Here is a 17,628-nt window from a genome sequence, read left to right as displayed (position 1 = left end):
CAGAGTGATCGGTATCGGGCTGCACCCGAGAGGAGAAGTCGCACGTGGACGCCGAGCTGACCAACAAGAGCCGGGAAGCGCTGAACGCCGCCACCAGCCGCGCCGTCAAGGACGGCCACGCGGACCTGACCCCGGCCCACCTGCTGCTGGCCCTGCTCGCCGGCCAGGACAACGAGAACCTGACCGACCTGCTCGCCGCCACCGACGCCGACCAGGTCGCCGTCCGGGCCGGCGCGGAGAAGCTGCTCGCCGCCCTGCCGAGTGCCACCGGCTCCACGGTGGCGCCCCCACAGGCCACCCGCGACCTGCTCGCCGTCCTCGCCGAGGCGGACCGCCAAGCCGGGGAGCTCGGCGACGAGTACCTCTCCACCGAACACCTCCTCATCGCCGTCGCCGCCAAGGGCGGCGCCGCCGGTGAGGTCCTTTCCGCACAGGGCGCGACGGCGAAGAAGCTGCTGGACGCCTTCCGAGACGCACGAGGAGGACGGCGGGTGACCACCCCCGACCCCGAGGGCCAGTACAAGGCCCTGGAGAAGTTCGGCACGGACTTCACCGCTGCCGCGCGCGAGGGCCGGCTCGACCCGGTCATCGGCCGCGACCAGGAGATCCGCCGCGTGGTGCAGGTGCTGTCGCGCCGCACCAAGAACAACCCGGTCCTCATCGGCGAGCCCGGCGTCGGCAAGACCGCCGTCGTCGAGGGCCTGGCCCAGCGCATCGTCAAGGGCGACGTCCCGGAGTCCCTGAAGAACAAGCGCCTGGTCTCCCTCGACCTCGGCGCGATGGTCGCGGGCGCCAAGTACCGCGGCGAGTTCGAGGAGCGCCTCAAGGCCGTCCTCGCGGAGATCAAGTCCAGCGAAGGCCAGATCATCACCTTCATCGACGAGCTGCACACCGTCGTCGGCGCGGGCGCCGGCGGCGACTCCGCCATGGACGCCGGCAACATGCTCAAGCCCATGCTGGCCCGCGGCGAGCTGCGCATGGTCGGCGCGACCACCCTCGACGAGTACCGCGAGCGGATCGAGAAGGACCCCGCCCTGGAGCGCCGCTTCCAGCAGGTCCTGGTCGCCGAGCCCACCGTCGAGGACACCATCGCCATCCTCCGCGGCCTCAAGGGCCGCTACGAGGCCCACCACAAGGTGCAGATCAACGACAGCGCCCTGGTGGCCGCGGCGACGCTCTCCGACCGCTACATCACCTCCCGCTTCCTGCCCGACAAGGCCATCGACCTCGTCGACGAGGCCGCGTCCCGGCTCCGCATGGAGATCGACTCCTCCCCCCTGGAGATCGACGAGCTGCAGCGCTCGGTCGACCGCCTGCGCATGGAGGAGCTGGCGCTGAAGAACGAGTCCGATCCGGCCTCGATCGAGCGCCTGGAGAAGATCCGCAAGGACCTCGCCGACAAGGAGGAGGACCTGCGGGGCCTGACCGCCCGCTGGGAGAAGGAGAAGCAGTCACTCAACCGCGTCGGCGAGCTCAAGGAGCGCCTGGACGACCTGCGCGGCCAGGCCGAGCGCGCCCAGCGCGACGGCGACTTCGACACCGCCTCCAAGCTGCTCTACGGGGAGATCCCCGCCCTGGAGCGCGAGCTCGCCGAGGCCACCGAGGCCGAGGCCGCGGTCGAGGCGTCGAAGGACACCATGGTCAAGGAGGAGGTCGGCCCCGACGACATCGCCGACGTCGTCGGCGCCTGGACCGGCATCCCCGCCGGCCGGCTCCTGGAGGGCGAGACGCAGAAGCTGCTGCGCATGGAGGCCGAGCTGGGCCGCCGCCTGATCGGCCAGGGCGAGGCCGTCCGCGCCGTCTCCGACGCCGTGCGCCGCACCCGCGCCGGGATCGCCGACCCCGACCGGCCGACCGGCTCGTTCCTCTTCCTCGGCCCCACCGGCGTCGGCAAGACCGAGCTGGCCAAGGCCCTCGCCGACTTCCTCTTCGACGACGAGCGGGCCATGGTCCGCATCGACATGTCGGAGTACTCCGAGAAGCACAGCGTGGCCCGCCTGGTCGGCGCCCCGCCCGGGTACGTGGGCTACGAGGAGGGCGGCCAGCTCACCGAGGCCGTCCGCCGCCGCCCGTACTCCGTGGTGCTCCTGGACGAGGTCGAAAAGGCCCACCCCGAGGTCTTCGACATCCTGCTCCAGGTCCTCGACGACGGCCGCCTCACCGACGGCCAGGGCCGCACGGTCGACTTCCGCAACACGATCCTGATCCTCACCTCGAACCTGGGCAGCCAGTTCCTGATGGACCCGGTGACCTCGGAGCAGGACAAGCGCGACCGCGTCCTGGAGGTCGTCCGGGCCTCCTTCAAGCCGGAGTTCCTCAACCGGCTCGACGACCTCGTGGTCTTCTCCGCCCTGACCAAGGACGAGCTGGCCCACATCGCCGAGCTCCAGGTGGGCCGCCTGGCCCAGCGCCTGGCCGAGCGCCGCCTCACCCTGGACGTCACGCCCGACGCCCTGGCCTGGCTCGCCGACAAGGGCAACGACCCCGCGTACGGTGCCCGGCCGCTGCGCCGCCTGATCCAGACGGCCGTCGGCGACCGCCTCGCCAAGGAGATCCTGGCCGGCGAGGTCCGCGACGGCGACACCGTCCGGGTCGACGTGGCCGGCGACGACCTCCTGGTCGGCAAGGCCCTCTAGCCCGGGTCCCGTAGCCCGGACCCCTTGTCCTGCCCCGTGCCCGGCCCCGCCGGGCACGGGGCACGGCTGTCCGCCCGGAGCGGATCGCACGTGTGGGGCTGGACACGGGGTAGGAGCGATGGGGGAGGATGGCATCATCCGCACGAAGGGAAGAACACGGTGAGCATCGACCCGGCCTCGATTCCGAATTTCGGAGGGCAGCAGCCCGAACCGCAGGCCACAGGACCGGCGGGCCCCGTGGTCCCCGACCAGGACCTGGTCAAGCAGCTGCTGGAGCAGATGGAGCTCAAGTACGTCGTCGACGACGAGGGTGACCTCGCGGCGCCGTGGGAGGAGTTCCGCACGTACTTCATGTTCCGCGGCGAGGGAGAGCAGCAGGTCTTCTCGGTGCGGACGTTCTACGACCGTCCGCACCCGATCGAGGAGAAGCCGCAGCTCCTGGAGTCGATCGACGACTGGAACCGTCGCACCCTGTGGCCGAAGGTCTACAGCCACACCCACGACGACGGCTCCGTCCGCCTGATCGGCGAGGCGCAGATGCTGATCGGCACCGGCGTCAGCCTGGAGCACTTCGTGTCCTCCACGGTCAGCTGGGTCCGCGCGTCCATCGAGTTCGACAAGTGGCTCGTGGAGCAGCTCGGACTGGAGAAGGACCTCGACGCCGCCGACGGCGACGACGACAAGGACGGCGAGGGGGAGTAGTCCCCCTCGAAAGCCGTTCGGCAGCCGTCGCCATGGGCGGCACTACGGTGGCATCCTGGCGATGACCAGCAGATACACCCCATAGCCGTACGAGAGCCCGGCCAGCACTGCGGTCACCGCGGCCGCAGTGCGCGGCCGGGCTTTTGCCATTGCGGCGGCCGCCGGCAGCAGCAGCGGGAACGCCGGCAGCAGGAACCGCGGCTTGGACTCGAAGTAGCCGGCCCCGCCGACGGCGATCACCAGCAGGACCGTGGTGTACACGAGCAGCGGCAGCGGCGGCCGCTCCAGCAGCAGCCGCCCCGCCAGCAGCAGCGCCACGCCCAGCACGGCGGCCGACACGGTGGTGGCCAGCGGCACGGGCCCGCCGGTCAGCACCCGCCAGACGGTGATCCGCGTGTCCCGGCCCCAGTCGAAGCGGGACCCCCACTGCTGCTGCACCGTGAAGTACCCGGCCGGATCCCCCCTGCGCACCCCGACGGCCACGACGTACGCCAGCCAGCCCGCCGGCGCCAGCAGCCCGGCCGCCCACACCCCGGGCGCCCGGGAGCGCCGTACGAGCACGGCGTGCAGGGCGGTCGCGGACACGGCCGCGGCCACGGCGATCCCGGTCGGCCGGGTCAGCCCGGCGGCCGCGGCCAGCCCCGCCGCCCACATCCACCGGCCGCCCAGCAGCGCGTACAGCGACCAGGCGGCCAGGGCGACGAGCAGCGGCTCGGTGTAGGCGAGGGAGAGCACCACCGCGTGCGGCACCACCGCCCACAGGGCTACGAGCAGCACCCCGACGCGCCGCCCCGCCACCAGCTCGCCGACCCGGTACACGCCGACCGCGGCCACCGCGGCCGCCGTCCAGGCCACCGCCAGCGCGCCCCACTGGCCCCCGCCGGCCAGCCGCACCAGCACCGGGTAGAGCGGGAAGAAGGCGCAGTCGCTCTGCACCCACCCGGTGCCCGGCCCCGGCCACATCTGCGTCCGGCCGTAGCCGTGCCGGGCGATCGCCAGGTACCAGACGGAGTCCCACGAGTACCCCAGCACCCGCACGGGGCTGCGACCGGCCCACCCCGCGGCGGCGGCGACGACCAGTGCCCCGACCCCGCGGACGGCGGCGAACACCCCGAGCGCCACCGCCGCCGCGGGCACGCCGGCGGTCCGGAGGTCCGGCGGCCGCACGGAAACCGGCGTACTGTCCGTCGCCGTCATGGACCCCGTCTTTCGCGAAGGTGGTGGGAGGAACCCCCCGATGATGGGGAGAGCATCGGCCCCCGACAAGACCGCGTGCGGCCGTCTGCCGGAAACCGTCCCTGAACCTTCGGCGACGGGAGGGCTACGCCCCTGCGAGCCGGCCGAGGCGGGCCACGGCCTCCTCCAGTACCTCGGTGCGCTTGCAGAAGGCCCAGCGGACCTGGGCGGCACCGGCGGCCTGGTCGTCGTAGAAGACCTGGTTCGGGATGGCGACCACGCCGCACCGCTCCGGCAGCGACCGGCAGAACGCGAGCCCGTCCTTCTCACCCAGAGGGGTGATGTCGGTGGTGATGAAGTACGTGCCCTGCGGGCGGTACACCTCGAAGCCGGCGGCCGCGAGCCCGTCGGAGAGCAGGTCCCGCTTGGCGGCCAGGTCGGCGCGGAAGTCCGCGTAGTAGCTGTCGGGCAGGTCCAGGGCCTCGGCGATCGCGTACTGGAACGGGCCCGAGGAGACGTACGTCAGGAACTGCTTCGCCGAGCGGACCGCCGCGACCAGTTCCGGCGCGGCCGTGATCCAGCCGACCTTCCAGCCGGTGAACGAGAAGGTCTTGCCGGCCGAGGAGATGGTGACCGTGCGCCCGCGCATGCCGGGCAGCGAGGCCAGCGGGGTGTGCACCCCGTCGAAGACCAGGTGCTCGTACACCTCGTCGGTGACCACCAGCAGGTCCCGCTCGACGGCCAGCTCGGCGACGGCCGCGAGCTCGGCCGGGCCCAGCACGGTGCCGGTCGGGTTGTGCGGGCTGTTCAGCAGCAGCAGGCGGGTGCGCGGGGTGACCGCGGCGCGCAGCTCGTCCAGGTCGAGGGTGAAGGAGCCGGCGTGCGGGCGCAGCGTGACGGGGACCCGGGCCGCGCCGGCCATCGCGATGCAGGCCGCGTACGAGTCGTAGTACGGCTCCAGGGCGACGACCTCGTCCCCCGGCTCCAGCAGTGCCAGCAGTGCCGCGGCGATGGCCTCCGTCGCACCGGCGGTGACCAGGACCTCGGTGTCCGGGTCGTAGTCCAGGCCGTAGAAGCGCTGCTGGTGGCGGGCGATCGCGGCGCGCAGCTCCGGGACGCCGGGCCCCGGCGGGTACTGGTTGCCCAGGCCCCCCAGGACGGCCCGGGAGGCGGCCTCGGCGATCTGCGCCGGGCCGTCGGTGTCGGGGAAGCCCTGGCCGAGGTTGATCGACCCGGTGCGGGCGGCCAGCGCCGACATCTCCGCGAAGATCGTCGTACCGAAGGACGCAAGACGGCGGTTCAACAGGGGGCGGCGGCCTGCCGCGGGTGTGCTCATGGGCCTCATCCTGCGGCGAACCTCTGGAGTTGCTCAAGTGCGCTTTGGCCGGGGTGGCGCGCGGGCATCTCCCCTGCACGCGGGACGAGGGGATCCCGCTCCCTCGGGGGACCGAGGCCTAGTCAAAGGGGGTCGAGGACCGTGTTCCTGGCCTTTGCCGTGGTGTTCGCCGTGTTCGCCGTTGTCGTCGCCGTCGCCGCCGCCGTGCGGCGCGCGGCTTCCCGCAAGCGGACCGCGAGGATCCTCTCCATGTCCAAGCCGCGCAGCTCCCGGCGGCTCTCCGGGCGGAGCAGCTCCCACAGCTGGTGGTCGGGCGGCGGTGCCGGCTGCGGCTCCTCGTCCTCCTGCGGCTCCTCGTCCTCCTGCGGTTCCTCCTCGTCCTGCGGGGGCGGTTCGTCCTGCGGTGGCGGGGGGTGCGGCGGTTCCAGCTGACACGGGGCAGCTGGCGCCGCGTACGTGGGGCGCCCGGCGGTGCTGCATGCCGCCGGGCGCCCTCGCGTACGGGGTCCCGGTGAACACCTGAACTGTTGAGCCCCCGCGGGGATGTAAACCCAACCAAGTTGGGTAAAAACGCTGTGAGTGCCGTGCCTTTCATGATTCCCTCGGTTGAGTAGACCAGTCCCCGGACCACCAGGGACTTCCTGTGGACCCGAGCCGGTGACCCCCCACCCGTTGAACCGACCGCTGGCGGGGTCCGGCCCCTCTCCCTCGCGCGTTTGCGGAGCCGACTCATGCTCACGACCCTCCAGACCACCTACACCGACACGCGTGCCGCCGACCTCGCCTGGGCCCTGGGTCGCGACCGCTTGCCCGCCCTGGCCGTCCTCAACCTCGAACTCGCGGGCGCCCGGGTGGAATTGCGCCTGCTCGGAGCCTCGCACCAGGTGCTCCTGGAGGAGGGCGCGGTGCTCTGCTCGGAGACGGTCGCCTGCATGCCCGGCAGCAGCACGCCGCTGCCGCTCGGCGTGGCCAAGCGGATGAACGGCTGGGAGTACGAGTTCGCCGCCCGCGTCGAGACCCTGTCGCAGGGCTCCTTCGCCGGGCGCGCGCAGGAGCTGCTCGCGCTGGTCGCCGATCACCCGAACGGATTGGCCGGAACCTTTCCCGGCAGCCCGCACGCCTTCACCGCGATGCTCGCGCAGCGCCACGAGGGCCAGGTGCGGTGGCGGACGTGGCACGCGTACCCGCAGGAAGGCCAGTTGGTGGCCACTCGTACGAGGGTCGGCGTGCGCGCCGGCGCATCCGCCGGCGCCCGGGAGCCCGCCCCGCTCTAGCGCCGCAGCCGCAAGGCGGGCGCCGTGCACAGGGTGGGTGCGGGGCGGACGGGGGGTGCGCACAGGTTGCGCCAACTGGCGGGAACGAAACGCTACTTGCACTCATGTGGGTGACCTGATGCAAGTGGGCGGTGACGTACGGTTCGCTGCATGATCGACCGTTCCGTCCCGCGCCGGGTGCTCCCGGCTCCGGAGCCCCGGGGCGCGGCGGCCCTCCCGCCCGCCCTTCCCGTACGGCCCCGGACCGGCCGACTCCTCGTCCTGGCCACCGTCTTCGTCTGCGCCGCCTGCGGACTGGTGTACGAGCTGGAACTGCTCGCCCTCGGCTCCTACCTCATCGGGGACTCCGTCACCCAGGCCTCCGTCGTGCTGTCCGTCATGGTCTTCGCCATGGGCGTGGGCTCCCTGCTCGCCAAACGGCTGCGGGGCAGGCCCGCCTTCGGATTCGCCGCCATCGAGTCCGCCCTCGCACTGCTCGGCGGACTCTCGGCGATGGCGCTGTACGCCAGCTTCGCCTGGCTGGGCGAATCCCGGCCCGCGCTCGTCGCGTTCTCCCTGGTGATCGGCGTACTGATCGGCGCGGAGATCCCGCTGCTCATGGTCCTCATCCAGCGCATCCGCCGACAGGACGCGGGCGGCGCCGTCGCCGACCTCTTCGCCGCCGACTACGTGGGCGCCCTCGTCGGCGGGCTCGCCTTCCCCTTCCTGCTGCTGCCGGTGCTCGGCCAGCTCACCGGCGCCATGCTGACCGGCACCGTCAACGCGGTCGTCGGCTCCGGCCTCGTCCTGTTCCTCTTCCGCCGCGACCTCAGCCGCCGCTCCCGCTGGCTGCTGATCACCGCGAACGCCACCGTGCTCGCCGTCCTGGCCTGCGCCACCGTCCTCGCCGACGACTTCGAGCAGGTCGCCCGGCGCGCCGTCTACGGCGGCGAGGTGCGCGTCGCCGAGCAGACCGGCATACAGGAGCTCGTGCTGACCGGCCCCGCCGCCGGCTCCCCCCGCTCCCTCGACCTCTTCCTCGACGGCCGGCTGCGCGTCAGCGGCTACGACGAGTACCGCTACCACGAGGCCCTGGTCCACCCCGCCATGACCGGCCCCCACCGCCGCGTCCTCGTCCTCGGCGGGGGCGACGGCCTCGCCGCCCGCGAGGTGCTGCGCTACCGCGACGTCGCCTCCGTCACCGTCGTCGAGCTCGACCCCGGCGTCGTCCGCCTCGCCCGCACGGACCCGATGCTCTCCGCGCTCAACGGCCGCGCCTACGAGGACCCCCGCCTCGGCGTCGTCACCGAGGACGCCTTCGGCTGGCTGCGCGGCCCGGCCGCCCACCGCCGCTTCGACGTGATCGTCTCCGACCTCCCCGACCCGGGCATCACCCCGAGCACGAAGCTGTACTCCCAGGAGTTCTACGGGCTCGCCGCGCGCGCCCTCGCCCCCGGCGGGCGGCTCGCCGTGCACGCCGGCCCGCTCGCCACCCGCCCCCGCATCTACTGGACCGTCGAAGCCACCCTGCGCGCCGCCGGCCTGCGCACCGCGCCCTACAGCGCGGGCGGCCGGCTCTCCGGCTTCGCCGCAGGCCCCGACCGCAGCCCCGGCGTCAGCGACGCACCGCCGCAGGACTGGGGCTTCGTCCTGGCCGGCCGCGGGCGGGCCCCGGAGCTGCGCGTCGACCGCGACACGCCGGGCGCGCCCGGCCTGCGCTCGCTGTCCACGCAGTCCCTGCGGGACGCGGCCCGCGACGCCGAGCGGACCCGGGTGGCGGGACTGCCCCCGTCGACGCTGCCGCATCCGCGCTACAGCTGAGGGCGATCGCCGTGGCGATCGCTGATCCTGCGGTGCTCCCCGACGGCGATTCCTGCGATGGCCCAATCCCCCCCCATTCGGGTTGTGCCGGACCGGGTACGGGAGGGGGTCGCCTCGGTAGGCTCGGGCGCATGGAGCATCAGGTGTTCGTTCCGGTACCGGCCGACAGCCTCCGCGCCGTGCTGCGCGACCCCGCCCGGGTGGCCCGCTGCGTCCCCGGGCTCCAGCAGGACGCGGCCGCGGGCGCCGGATCCGGCCCCGTGGCGGGCCGGCTGAAACTGCGGGTCGGCGGGAACACCGTCACCTACCGCGGTGGCCTGTCCGTCACCGAGCGGGACCCGGACCACTTCGCCGTCGCCGGCGAGGGCACCGAGGTCCGGGGCAGCGGGACGGTCACCCTGACGGTCGCGCTGCGGCTCACCCCGGCCGAGGGCGGCACCACCCTGGACCTCACCGCCCGCGGCACCGCCGGCGGGCGCACCGCCGGCTTCGCGCCCGAGGCGGTGGAGGGCGCCGTACAGCGGCTGCTGGAACGGGCCGCGGGCCTGCTCGCCGCCCAGGCGGGCGGGCGGACCGAGTCCGAGGCGGGGGACGCGGGCGAGGCCGGGGATGCGGGCGACGGAGGGCCCGGCCGGGCCTCCGTGTTCGACACCGAGGTCCCCCCGCCCTCCCTGGACCCGTCCCCGGACCCCTCCTCCGACCCGTCCCCGGACCCCTCCGGGGAGCCCGCACTCGACCCCTTCCTCGACGGCGACTTCGGCGACATCTCCGACTTCACCGACCTCGGGGACCTGGACCGCCTGCGCGAGGTCGAGGCCTTCACCGCCGGCGCCGCGCAGCCCCCCGCCGAGGCCGCCCACGCCCGCCGCACCATGATCGGCCGCAGCGCCGAGGAGGTCGACCACGCGCCTCCGCGCGGCCGCTACGCCCCCGTGCCCGCGCCCGCCACCAGCACCGGCAGCGCCGGGCTGCGCTGGATCGCCCCGGCCGCCGCCTTCGCCCTGGCCTCGGCGGTCGTCCTCGGCCGGGCCCTGCGCCGTCGCCGCTGACTCCTCGTTAGGCTCGGCGGTATGAGTACGCAACTGAGCGCCGGCGGCGCCGAGGTGACGGTCGACCAGGAGGACGGCTGCCGGATCAGCAGCCTGCGCATCGAGGGGACGGAGCTGCTGCGACAGGGCCCCCGGTACGGGAGCTTCCCCATGGTGCCGTGGTGCGGGCGCACCGCGTACGGCGAGTTCCGCGACGGGGCCGCCGTCCACCGGCTGCCGATCAACCAGCCGCCGCACGCCATCCACGGCTTCGGCCGCGACCACCCGTGGCGCCGGGCCCACAGCACCGGCACCGAGGCGGCCTTCACGTACGACCTCACCGAGCCCTGGCCGTACCCCGGCCGGGTCACCCAGACCTTCGAGCTGTCCGCGGAGAGCCTGACGGTGACGATGGGGGTGGAGACGTACGGCGACTCCTTCCCCGCCCAGGCCGGCTGGCACCCCTGGTTCCTGCGCAACCTCGGCGCCGGCGGCGAGGACGTACACCTCGACTTCGACCCCGCCTGGCAGGAGGAGCGCGGCGACGACCACATGCCCACCGGCAAGCGCATCGACCCGCAGCCCGGCCCCTGGGACGACTGCTTCGGCATGCCGTACGGCGTCGAGGCGACCCTCACCTGGCCCGGCGAGCTGGAGCTGAAGGTCACCAGCCGGGCCGAGTGGGTCGTCGTCTACGACGAGCAGCCGGAGGCCGTGTGCGTGGAGCCGCAGTCCGGCCCGCCGAACGGGCTGAACACGCTGCCGCGGCTGGTCACGCCCGTGGACCCGCTGGAGGTCGCGATGACGTGGACGTGGCGCCGGCTGGGCTGAGGCGGGCGCGGTGGCGCAGGCGCCATGGCATGGCCCCTGCCCCCGCGCAACTAAGCTCGGGAGCATGACTGACGTACGCGATGCGCTTCTGCAGCAGATCAAGGACAAGGCCGTCGTGCACGGCAAGGTGATCCTCTCCTCCGGCAAGGAGGCCGACTACTACATCGACCTCCGCCGGATCACCCTCGACGGCGAGGCGGCCCCCCTGGTCGGCCAGGTCATGCTCGACCTCACCGCCGACCTCGACTACGACTGCGTCGGCGGCCTCACCCTCGGCGCCGACCCGGTCGCCACCTCGATGCTGCACGCCTCCGCGGCGCGCGGCGGCCGCCTGGACGCCTTCGTCGTCCGCAAGGCGCAGAAGGCCCACGGCATGCAGCGCCGCATCGAGGGCACCGACGTCAAGGGCAAGCGCTGCCTGGTCGTCGAGGACACCTCCACCACCGGCGGCTCCCCGCTGACCGCCGTCGAGGCCGTCCGCGAGGCGGGCGGCGAGGTCGTCGCCGTCGCCACCATCGTGGACCGCGGCGCCTCCGACGCCATCGCCGAGGCGGGCCTGCCGTACCTGACCGGCTACCAGCTGTCGGACCTCGGCCTGTCCTGAGCCGGCCGGCACCGGCCCCGGGCCTGTTCCCCGTTCCGTATTCCGGAACGGTCCCGGGGCCGGCCGACAAGGGTGCGGGACCCTTGAAACAACCGCTGACCTGCTCTTTCACCCTCCGGTGGCGCAGATTCCGGAATTCGCCCCTCCCGGCACGGGTCGAGGGTCGTGCGGAGTCTGGAAAGATAGGCGCGACGGTTACGTCGCCCCCAGGTCAGGGTTCAATCGCACACTCCCCGCACATCCAAGGAGCGGACAGATGCCCATCGCAACCCCCGAGGTCTACAACCAGATGCTCGACCGGGCGAAGGCAGGCAAGTTCGCCTACCCGGCCATCAACGTGACCTCGAGCCAGACCCTGCACGCTGCCCTGCGCGGCTTCGCGGAGGCCGAGAGCGACGGCATCATCCAGATCTCCACGGGTGGCGCCGAGTTCCTGGGCGGCCAGTACAGCAAGGACATGGTCACGGGCGCGGTCGCCCTGGCCGAGTTCGCGCACGTCGTCGCCGCCAAGTACGACATCACCGTCGCGCTGCACACCGACCACTGCCCCAAGGACAAGCTGGACGGCTACGTCCGCCCGCTGCTCGACATCTCCGCCGAGCGCGTGGCCAAGGGCCTGAACCCGCTCTTCCAGTCGCACATGTGGGACGGCTCCGCCGAGACCCTGGCCGACAACCTGGCCATCGGCCAGGAACTGCTCGCCAAGGCCGCCGCTGCCAAGATCATCCTTGAGGTCGAGATCACCCCGACCGGCGGCGAGGAGGACGGCGTCAGCCACGAGATCAACGACGAGCTGTACACCACCGTCGAGGACGCGATCCGCACCGCCGAGGCCCTCGGCCTGGGCGAGAAGGGCCGCTACCTGCTGGCCGCCTCCTTCGGCAACGTGCACGGCGTGTACAAGCCGGGCAACGTCGTCCTGCGCCCCGAGCTCCTCAAGGATCTCCAGCAGGGCGTCGGCGAGAAGTACGGCAAGACGAACCCGTTCGACTTCGTCTTCCACGGCGGCTCCGGCTCCACCGAGCAGGAGATCGCCACCGCGCTGGAGAACGGCGTCGTGAAGATGAACCTCGACACCGACACCCAGTACGCCTTCACGCGCCCCGTCGCGGACCACATGTTCCGCAACTACGACGGCGTCCTGAAGGTCGACGGCGAGGTCGGCAAGAAGTCCACCTACGACCCGCGCACCTGGGGCAAGCTGGCCGAGGCGAGCATGGCCCAGCGCGTGACGGAGGCCTGCGCCAACCTCCGCTCGACGGGCACGAAGCTGAAGTAATCCCCGCCCGGCACCACGAAAGGGCCCCGCACACCACTCGGTGTACGGGGCCCTTCCGCATGCACACTCCAGCCCCGCCAATGCCGGCCCCGCGGGCAAACCCAGCCTCGCCGGCGTTTGAGGCGCGGGGTCCGGGGCGGAGCTCCGAGTCTTTGGGCCGCGCGGGCAAACCCAGCCCCGCCGGCGTTTGGGGCGCGGGGTCCGGGGCGGAGCCCCGAGTCTTCAGCCCCGCCGGCGTTTGAGGCGAAAGGGGTCCGGGGCGAAGCTCCGGGATACGGAGAAAGGGCGGGGCGGGGAGACGGCTCCGCGCAGCGGCAACGGTCACCGCGCCCCGGTCAGAGAGGCAGCGGCATGGCTCCGCACAGCCCGTCGCCCAGCCACCCGCCCCGGCAGCGGCCCGGCCACCGCCCCCGGGACGGAGACCGGGGCCGGGCCCCGGGCCGGGACCGGGACCGGGACCGAGCCCGGGGCCGAGCCCAGCCCGGACCCCCAGCCACCCGCATCCCCACCCCCCAGACACCGAACGGCATGGGCCACCGAAGCCAACGTCACATGCCGATGCCACCCGGCCAGCGACCGCCCCGAAAAGTCCCGCAGCCCCACGTCCTGCCCACTCACCGCAGACGCCGCCGAAACCCGCAGCGCCGTCTTCGTCATCCGCACCAGCACCCCCGGATCCGTCCGCACCATGTCGGTCACCCACAGCTGCGTCGGCAGCCGCCGAGCCGCCTCCCACTCCCCGAACAGCAGCACCTCCCGCCGACGCCCCGGAGCAGGATCCGGCACCATCACCCGCACGGCCGCGACCAGCGAGGTCCGCCGCGCCCCCGGCACCGCCGGGTCGGGCCACTCCACCGGCATCCGCAGCCCCCGCACGTTCTGCAGGATGTCCCGCGCGGCCAGCGTCCCGGCGCCGAAGCCGGGGAGCCGCGGGTCGGTCACCAGCAGCCGGGCCTCGGGGCTGATCCGCCCCACCACCGGCACCCGCGCCTCCGCGAACCGGTTCAGCGTGGCCCGGGTCGCGATGTCGCGGATGTCGAGGACCACGGGCCGGGTGGGCATGCCGGCCTCGCGCACCGAGTTCAGCACACCGGTGACCGCGCAGGTCTCGTACGACTCGTGCACCTCCTGCGACTCCTGCGACTCCTGCGCCTCGCGCGACTCGCACGCCCCCTCCTCCAGGAACAGCCGCCACCCCACCGGCGTGACCACCGACGCGGAGGTGTACCAGACCCCGAACGCCTGCTGCCCCCGGAACATCTGCCCCCGGTGCGGGTCGAAGCGGTGGCCGGCCCCGACCGAGTGCTCCCCGCCCTTCGGTATCGCCATCGGCTGCGCCACCCAGGCGTTCAGTGGCGCCGACTGGCCGAGGTACTGCGACAGCGCGGTCCGGATGGGCTGCCAGTCCCAGGTCGACGCGGCGATGAAGTGGTGCAGGCTCTGCTCGACGGCGGCGGAGCCGCTGCCGCTGCCGTCGCCGCCGTCGGCGGCCCCGCTGAGGTGGTGGGCGATGTTGCGGATCGACTTGCGGCCCTCGGTGGCGAGCAGCCCGCGTACGTACTGGCGGCCGCGTTCGCGCTGGTCCTTGCGCCGCAGGGAGGTGAACACCGCGGAGCACAGCTCCTCGACCGCACCGTCGAGGTCGACGCCGACGGCGCCGACGGCTGCGCCGGCCATGGCGCTGGTCATGGCACTCGTCATGGCGCTGGTCGAGGCGCTGGTCATGCCGGTGGCGGTGGCGGTGGCGGTGGCGGTGGTCACGACTTCCCCCTTCGTCGATGGCCCTCCTACGGTCCGCCGGAGCCCCCTCCCGGGGGGAGGTGCGCCGGGCACACGGCTGAGCCGCTCGGTGGTGGGGCGCCCACCACCCCCCACGCGCGGGCCGCCCGGCGGTGGTTGGACCACCGCCGGGCACCCCGGCCGAGGTGGTGGGGGCGTACGCATGCGACACCGCGCCCGCTTCGGCGCCCGATACCCCAGACTTGATCCATGTCCATTCACCAGAACCTGCTCGGGGGCCCCGCCCCCACCCACCTCCCCGACGAGCCCGGCCGCGAGGCCATCGCCGCCGGCACGCCCGCCGTCGAGGTGGCCGCCGCGCACCCGACCTCGTCCCTCGCCTGGGCGGTCCTGTCCGACGAGGCGTTCGCCGCCGGCCGCCCGGTCGAGGCGTACGCGTACGCCCGCACGGGCTACCACCGCGGCCTCGACGCCCTGCGCCGCGCGGGCTGGAAGGGCCACGGCCCGGTGCCGTGGGAGCACGAGCCGAACCGCGGCTTCCTGCGCGCCCTGTACGCCCTGGCCCGTGCGGCCGAGGCGATCGGCGAGAAGGACGAGTACGAGCGCTGCACGACGTTCCTGCGCGACTCCTCGGAGACGGCGGCGCAGACGCTGGGGGCCTGACGGGGCTACCGGCTCTGACCAGGGCAGATCGGCCCGATCCGTACCGGAGGCCCCTGACCGGCAGCCCGCCGGGCAGGGGCTTTCGGGGCTCCGCCGTGTCCGAAAAGTGTCTGTGAGCCCGGTCACGCATCATTGGAGGCGGCCCGGGAAGCAGTCCTATGATGCGGGCAGGGGACCGGGGCTCCACATACCCATTCGGAAGGAGCGGACCGCTACCCGGAAGCACGTGTCGAGGAGACAGCGATGTCTAACACCCTTGATGCCTCCGGAGCCGGTTCGGACACCCCGAACCTCGACTTCGACGGCACGACCCCGTACGAGGACTATGTCCAGGCGGACGTCCTCACCCACCTCCAGCACCCCCGCTCGGACGATCCCGGCGAGATGGTCTTCCTGGTCACCACCCAGGTCATGGAGTTGTGGTTCACCGTCATCGTCCACGAGTGGGAGACGGCCGCGAAGGCGCTCCGCGAGGACCGCATCCCCGTTGCGATGGATGCGCTGAAACGATCCCTCCGCGAGCTGGAGGCCCTCAACGCCTCCTGGCGCCCGCTCGCCCAGCTCACCCCGGGCCAGTTCAACTCGTACCGCGCCGCCCTCGGCGAGGGCTCCGGCTTCCAGTCGGCGATGTACCGCCGGATGGAGTTCCTGCTCGGCGAGAAGTCCGCCTCCATGCTCGTCCCGCACCGCGGTGCGCCGCGCGTGCACGCGGAGCTGGAGAAGGCCCTGCAGGAGCCCAGCCTCTACGACGAGGTGCTGCGGCTGCTCGCGCGCCGCGGCCTGCCGGTGCCGCCGGCCGTCCTCGACCGCGACCTGTCCCAGCGGTACGAGGCCTCCGCCGAGGTCGAGGCCGTGTGGACCACCCTGTACGAGGACCCGGAGCTGCACCAGGACCTGCACCGGCTGGGCGAGGTCCTGACGGACGTGGCCGAGCTGGTCTGGCGCTGGCGCAACGACCACCTCGTCGCCACGCGCCGCGCGATGGGTGCGAAGACGGGGACGGGCGGCTCGGCCGGGGTGACCTGGCTGGAGAAGCGGGCCTCGAAGAACGTGTTCCCCGAGCTGTGGACGGCGCGCAGCCATGTCTGAGTCCGACGTTTCTGCCGGCCTGGGCCCGGACCTCGCCGTCGGCGCTGATCTCGCCGTCGGCGCTGACGTCGCCGTCGGCGCCGCTCCCGCCGTCAGCGCTGACCTCGCCGACCGTGCTGCCGAGCTCGCCGACCGTGCCGCCCGGCTCGATGCCGCCGACGAGCTCGGCAAGCTCCGCGAGCGCTTCGCCCTCCCCGACGGCGTCGTCTACCTCGACGGCAACTCCCTCGGCGCCCTGCCCGTCGGCGTCGCGGAGCGCGTCGCCGAGGTCGTCACCCGGGAGTGGGGCACCGAGCTGATCCGCTCCTGGAGCTCCGGCAGCTGGTGGACCGCGCCCGAGCGGATCGGCGACCGGATCGCACCGCTCGTCGGTGCGGCGCCGGGCCAGGTCGTCGTGGGCGACTCCACCAGCGTCAACCTGTTCAAGGCGCTGGTGGGGGCTGCGCGGCTGGGCGCCGCTGCCGGTGGTGGTCGGACCGAGATGCTGGTCGACGCCTCCACCTTCCCGACCGACGGGTACATAGCCGAGTCCGCCGCCCGGATGACCGGTCTGACCGTGGTGCCGGTGGATCCGTCCGAGGCGGCTGCGGTGCTCGCCGCGCGGGGCGGGAGCGTCGCCGTGGTGCTGCTCAACCACGTCGACTACCGCACCGGCCGGCTGCACGACCTGCCCGGCCTCACGCGGGCCGCGCACGCCGCCGGCGCCGTGGTGGTGTGGGACCTGTGCCACTCGGCCGGTGCCCTGCCCGTCGGCCTCGACGAGAACGGCGTCGACCTCGCGGTCGGCTGCACGTACAAGTACCTCAACGGGGGCCCCGGTTCACCCGCGTATCTGTACATCGCCGAACGGCACCAGGCTGCGTTCGACTCGCCGCTGCCCGGCTGGAACGGGCACGCGGATCCGTTTGCCATGACCTCCGAGTACGCGCCTTCGGCGCAGGGTGCCGTACGCGGCCGGGTCGGCACGCCGGACATCCTGTCCATGCTGGCCCTGGAGGCGGCGCTGGACGCGTGGGACGGTGTCGACGTCCTGGCGGTGCGGGCCAAGTCCCTTGCGCTGACGGACTTCTTCCTGGAGTGCGTGGCCGCGTACGTGCCGGAGGGGAAGGTCGAGTCCGTCACCCCGGTGGAGCACGAGCGGCGGGGGAGCCAGGTCTCGCTGCGGTGCGAGAACGCCCGTGAGGTGATGGACGCGCTGATCGGTGTGGGCGTCATCGGGGACTTCCGGGCTCCGGACGTGCTCCGGTTCGGGTTCACGCCCCTGTACGTCGGCTTCGCCGATGCCGAGCGTGCGGCCCGGACGCTGGGTTCGCTGGGTCACATCTTCGGGTGACGTTCGGGTGATGTTCGGGTGACCGTCGGGCGCGGTCGTGGCGAAACGTCACGGCTAGGGGCGGGCAGGGTGTGATCCCTGCCCGCCGCCATCCGATTCCATGCCCGGTTCGCGGGTGTGCAAGGGCCCCAAGGGAC

The 17,628-nt window shown here is 73.2% G+C and carries 15 protein-coding genes; 12 read left to right on the top strand and 3 right to left on the bottom strand.

Going from position 1 to position 17,628, the window contains the following annotated elements:
- The first annotated feature begins 44 nt into the window (after positions 1-44).
- Complete coding sequence (clpB, locus tag AB0F11_RS02645) at positions 45-2,636, top strand: ATP-dependent chaperone ClpB (protein ID WP_362167479.1); 2,592 nt, start codon at positions 45-47, stop codon at positions 2,634-2,636.
- Between the two features lie 159 nt (positions 2,637-2,795).
- Positions 2,796-3,338, top strand: a complete 543-nt coding sequence (locus AB0F11_RS02640; protein ID WP_362167477.1) for a YbjN domain-containing protein — start codon at positions 2,796-2,798, stop codon at positions 3,336-3,338.
- 42 nt (positions 3,339-3,380) lie between these two features.
- Here AB0F11_RS02640 and AB0F11_RS02635 read toward each other — a convergent pair whose 3' ends face one another.
- Positions 3,381-4,535: a hypothetical protein gene (locus AB0F11_RS02635; RefSeq protein ID WP_362167475.1), complete on the bottom strand. Its 1,155-nt coding sequence runs from the start codon at positions 4,533-4,535 to the stop codon at positions 3,381-3,383.
- Between the two features lie 124 nt (positions 4,536-4,659).
- Complete coding sequence (locus AB0F11_RS02630; protein ID WP_362167473.1) at positions 4,660-5,859, bottom strand: pyridoxal phosphate-dependent aminotransferase; 1,200 nt, start codon at positions 5,857-5,859, stop codon at positions 4,660-4,662.
- A 132-nt stretch (positions 5,860-5,991) separates the two neighbouring features.
- Between AB0F11_RS02630 and AB0F11_RS02625 the strand changes: the two genes are divergently transcribed.
- From AB0F11_RS02625 to fbaA, 7 genes are all read left to right on the top strand, one after another.
- Positions 5,992-6,282 (top strand): hypothetical protein, encoded by a 291-nt coding sequence (locus AB0F11_RS02625; protein ID WP_362167471.1) that lies wholly within the window; start codon positions 5,992-5,994, stop codon positions 6,280-6,282.
- 299 nt (positions 6,283-6,581) lie between these two features.
- Entirely contained in the window at positions 6,582-7,124 is a 543-nt protein-coding gene (locus tag AB0F11_RS02620; protein ID WP_362167469.1) for a DUF2617 family protein, read from the top strand.
- Positions 7,125-7,274: 150 nt separating this feature from the next.
- The gene (locus AB0F11_RS02615; RefSeq protein WP_362167467.1) at positions 7,275-8,924 is read left to right on the top strand and encodes a polyamine aminopropyltransferase; all 1,650 of its coding nucleotides are present in this window, start codon (positions 7,275-7,277) and stop codon (positions 8,922-8,924) included.
- Positions 8,925-9,055: 131 nt separating this feature from the next.
- Complete coding sequence (locus AB0F11_RS02610) at positions 9,056-9,973, top strand: SRPBCC family protein (RefSeq protein ID WP_362167465.1); 918 nt, start codon at positions 9,056-9,058, stop codon at positions 9,971-9,973.
- A gap of 21 nt (positions 9,974-9,994) precedes the next feature.
- Positions 9,995-10,783: an aldose 1-epimerase gene (locus AB0F11_RS02605; protein WP_362167463.1), complete on the top strand. Its 789-nt coding sequence runs from the start codon at positions 9,995-9,997 to the stop codon at positions 10,781-10,783.
- A 64-nt stretch (positions 10,784-10,847) separates the two neighbouring features.
- The gene (gene pyrE / locus AB0F11_RS02600) at positions 10,848-11,387 is read left to right on the top strand and encodes an orotate phosphoribosyltransferase (RefSeq protein WP_362167462.1); all 540 of its coding nucleotides are present in this window, start codon (positions 10,848-10,850) and stop codon (positions 11,385-11,387) included.
- Positions 11,388-11,643: 256 nt separating this feature from the next.
- On the top strand, positions 11,644-12,666 hold the full coding sequence (gene fbaA, locus AB0F11_RS02595) for a class II fructose-bisphosphate aldolase (protein WP_362167460.1): 1,023 nt from the start codon (positions 11,644-11,646) through the stop codon (positions 12,664-12,666).
- Between the two features lie 321 nt (positions 12,667-12,987).
- Here the strand turns inward: fbaA and AB0F11_RS02590 are convergent, their stop codons facing one another.
- On the bottom strand, positions 12,988-14,427 hold the full coding sequence (locus AB0F11_RS02590; protein ID WP_362167457.1) for a transposase: 1,440 nt from the start codon (positions 14,425-14,427) through the stop codon (positions 12,988-12,990).
- 228 nt (positions 14,428-14,655) lie between these two features.
- Between AB0F11_RS02590 and AB0F11_RS02585 the strand changes: the two genes are divergently transcribed.
- The 3 genes from AB0F11_RS02585 (at position 14,656) to kynU (ending at position 17,491) form a co-directional block, all read left to right on the top strand.
- Positions 14,656-15,069 (top strand): DUF3151 domain-containing protein, encoded by a 414-nt coding sequence (locus AB0F11_RS02585; RefSeq protein ID WP_362167454.1) that lies wholly within the window; start codon positions 14,656-14,658, stop codon positions 15,067-15,069.
- A gap of 243 nt (positions 15,070-15,312) precedes the next feature.
- Positions 15,313-16,158, top strand: a complete 846-nt coding sequence (locus AB0F11_RS02580; RefSeq protein ID WP_362167452.1) for a tryptophan 2,3-dioxygenase — start codon at positions 15,313-15,315, stop codon at positions 16,156-16,158.
- Positions 16,151-17,491, top strand: coding sequence for a kynureninase (kynU, locus tag AB0F11_RS02575; protein ID WP_362167449.1), 1,341 nt, complete (start codon positions 16,151-16,153; stop codon positions 17,489-17,491). Before AB0F11_RS02580 ends, kynU begins: the two co-directional genes overlap by 8 nt.
- The last annotated feature ends 137 nt before the right edge of the window (positions 17,492-17,628 follow it).

The sequence above is a fragment of the Streptomyces sp. NPDC032472 genome (assembly GCF_040636955.1).
GTDB lineage: Bacteria > Actinomycetota > Actinomycetes > Streptomycetales > Streptomycetaceae > Streptomyces.
The sequence above is the reverse complement of the archived record's forward strand: the minus strand, read 5'-3'. Positions and strand labels throughout refer to the sequence as shown.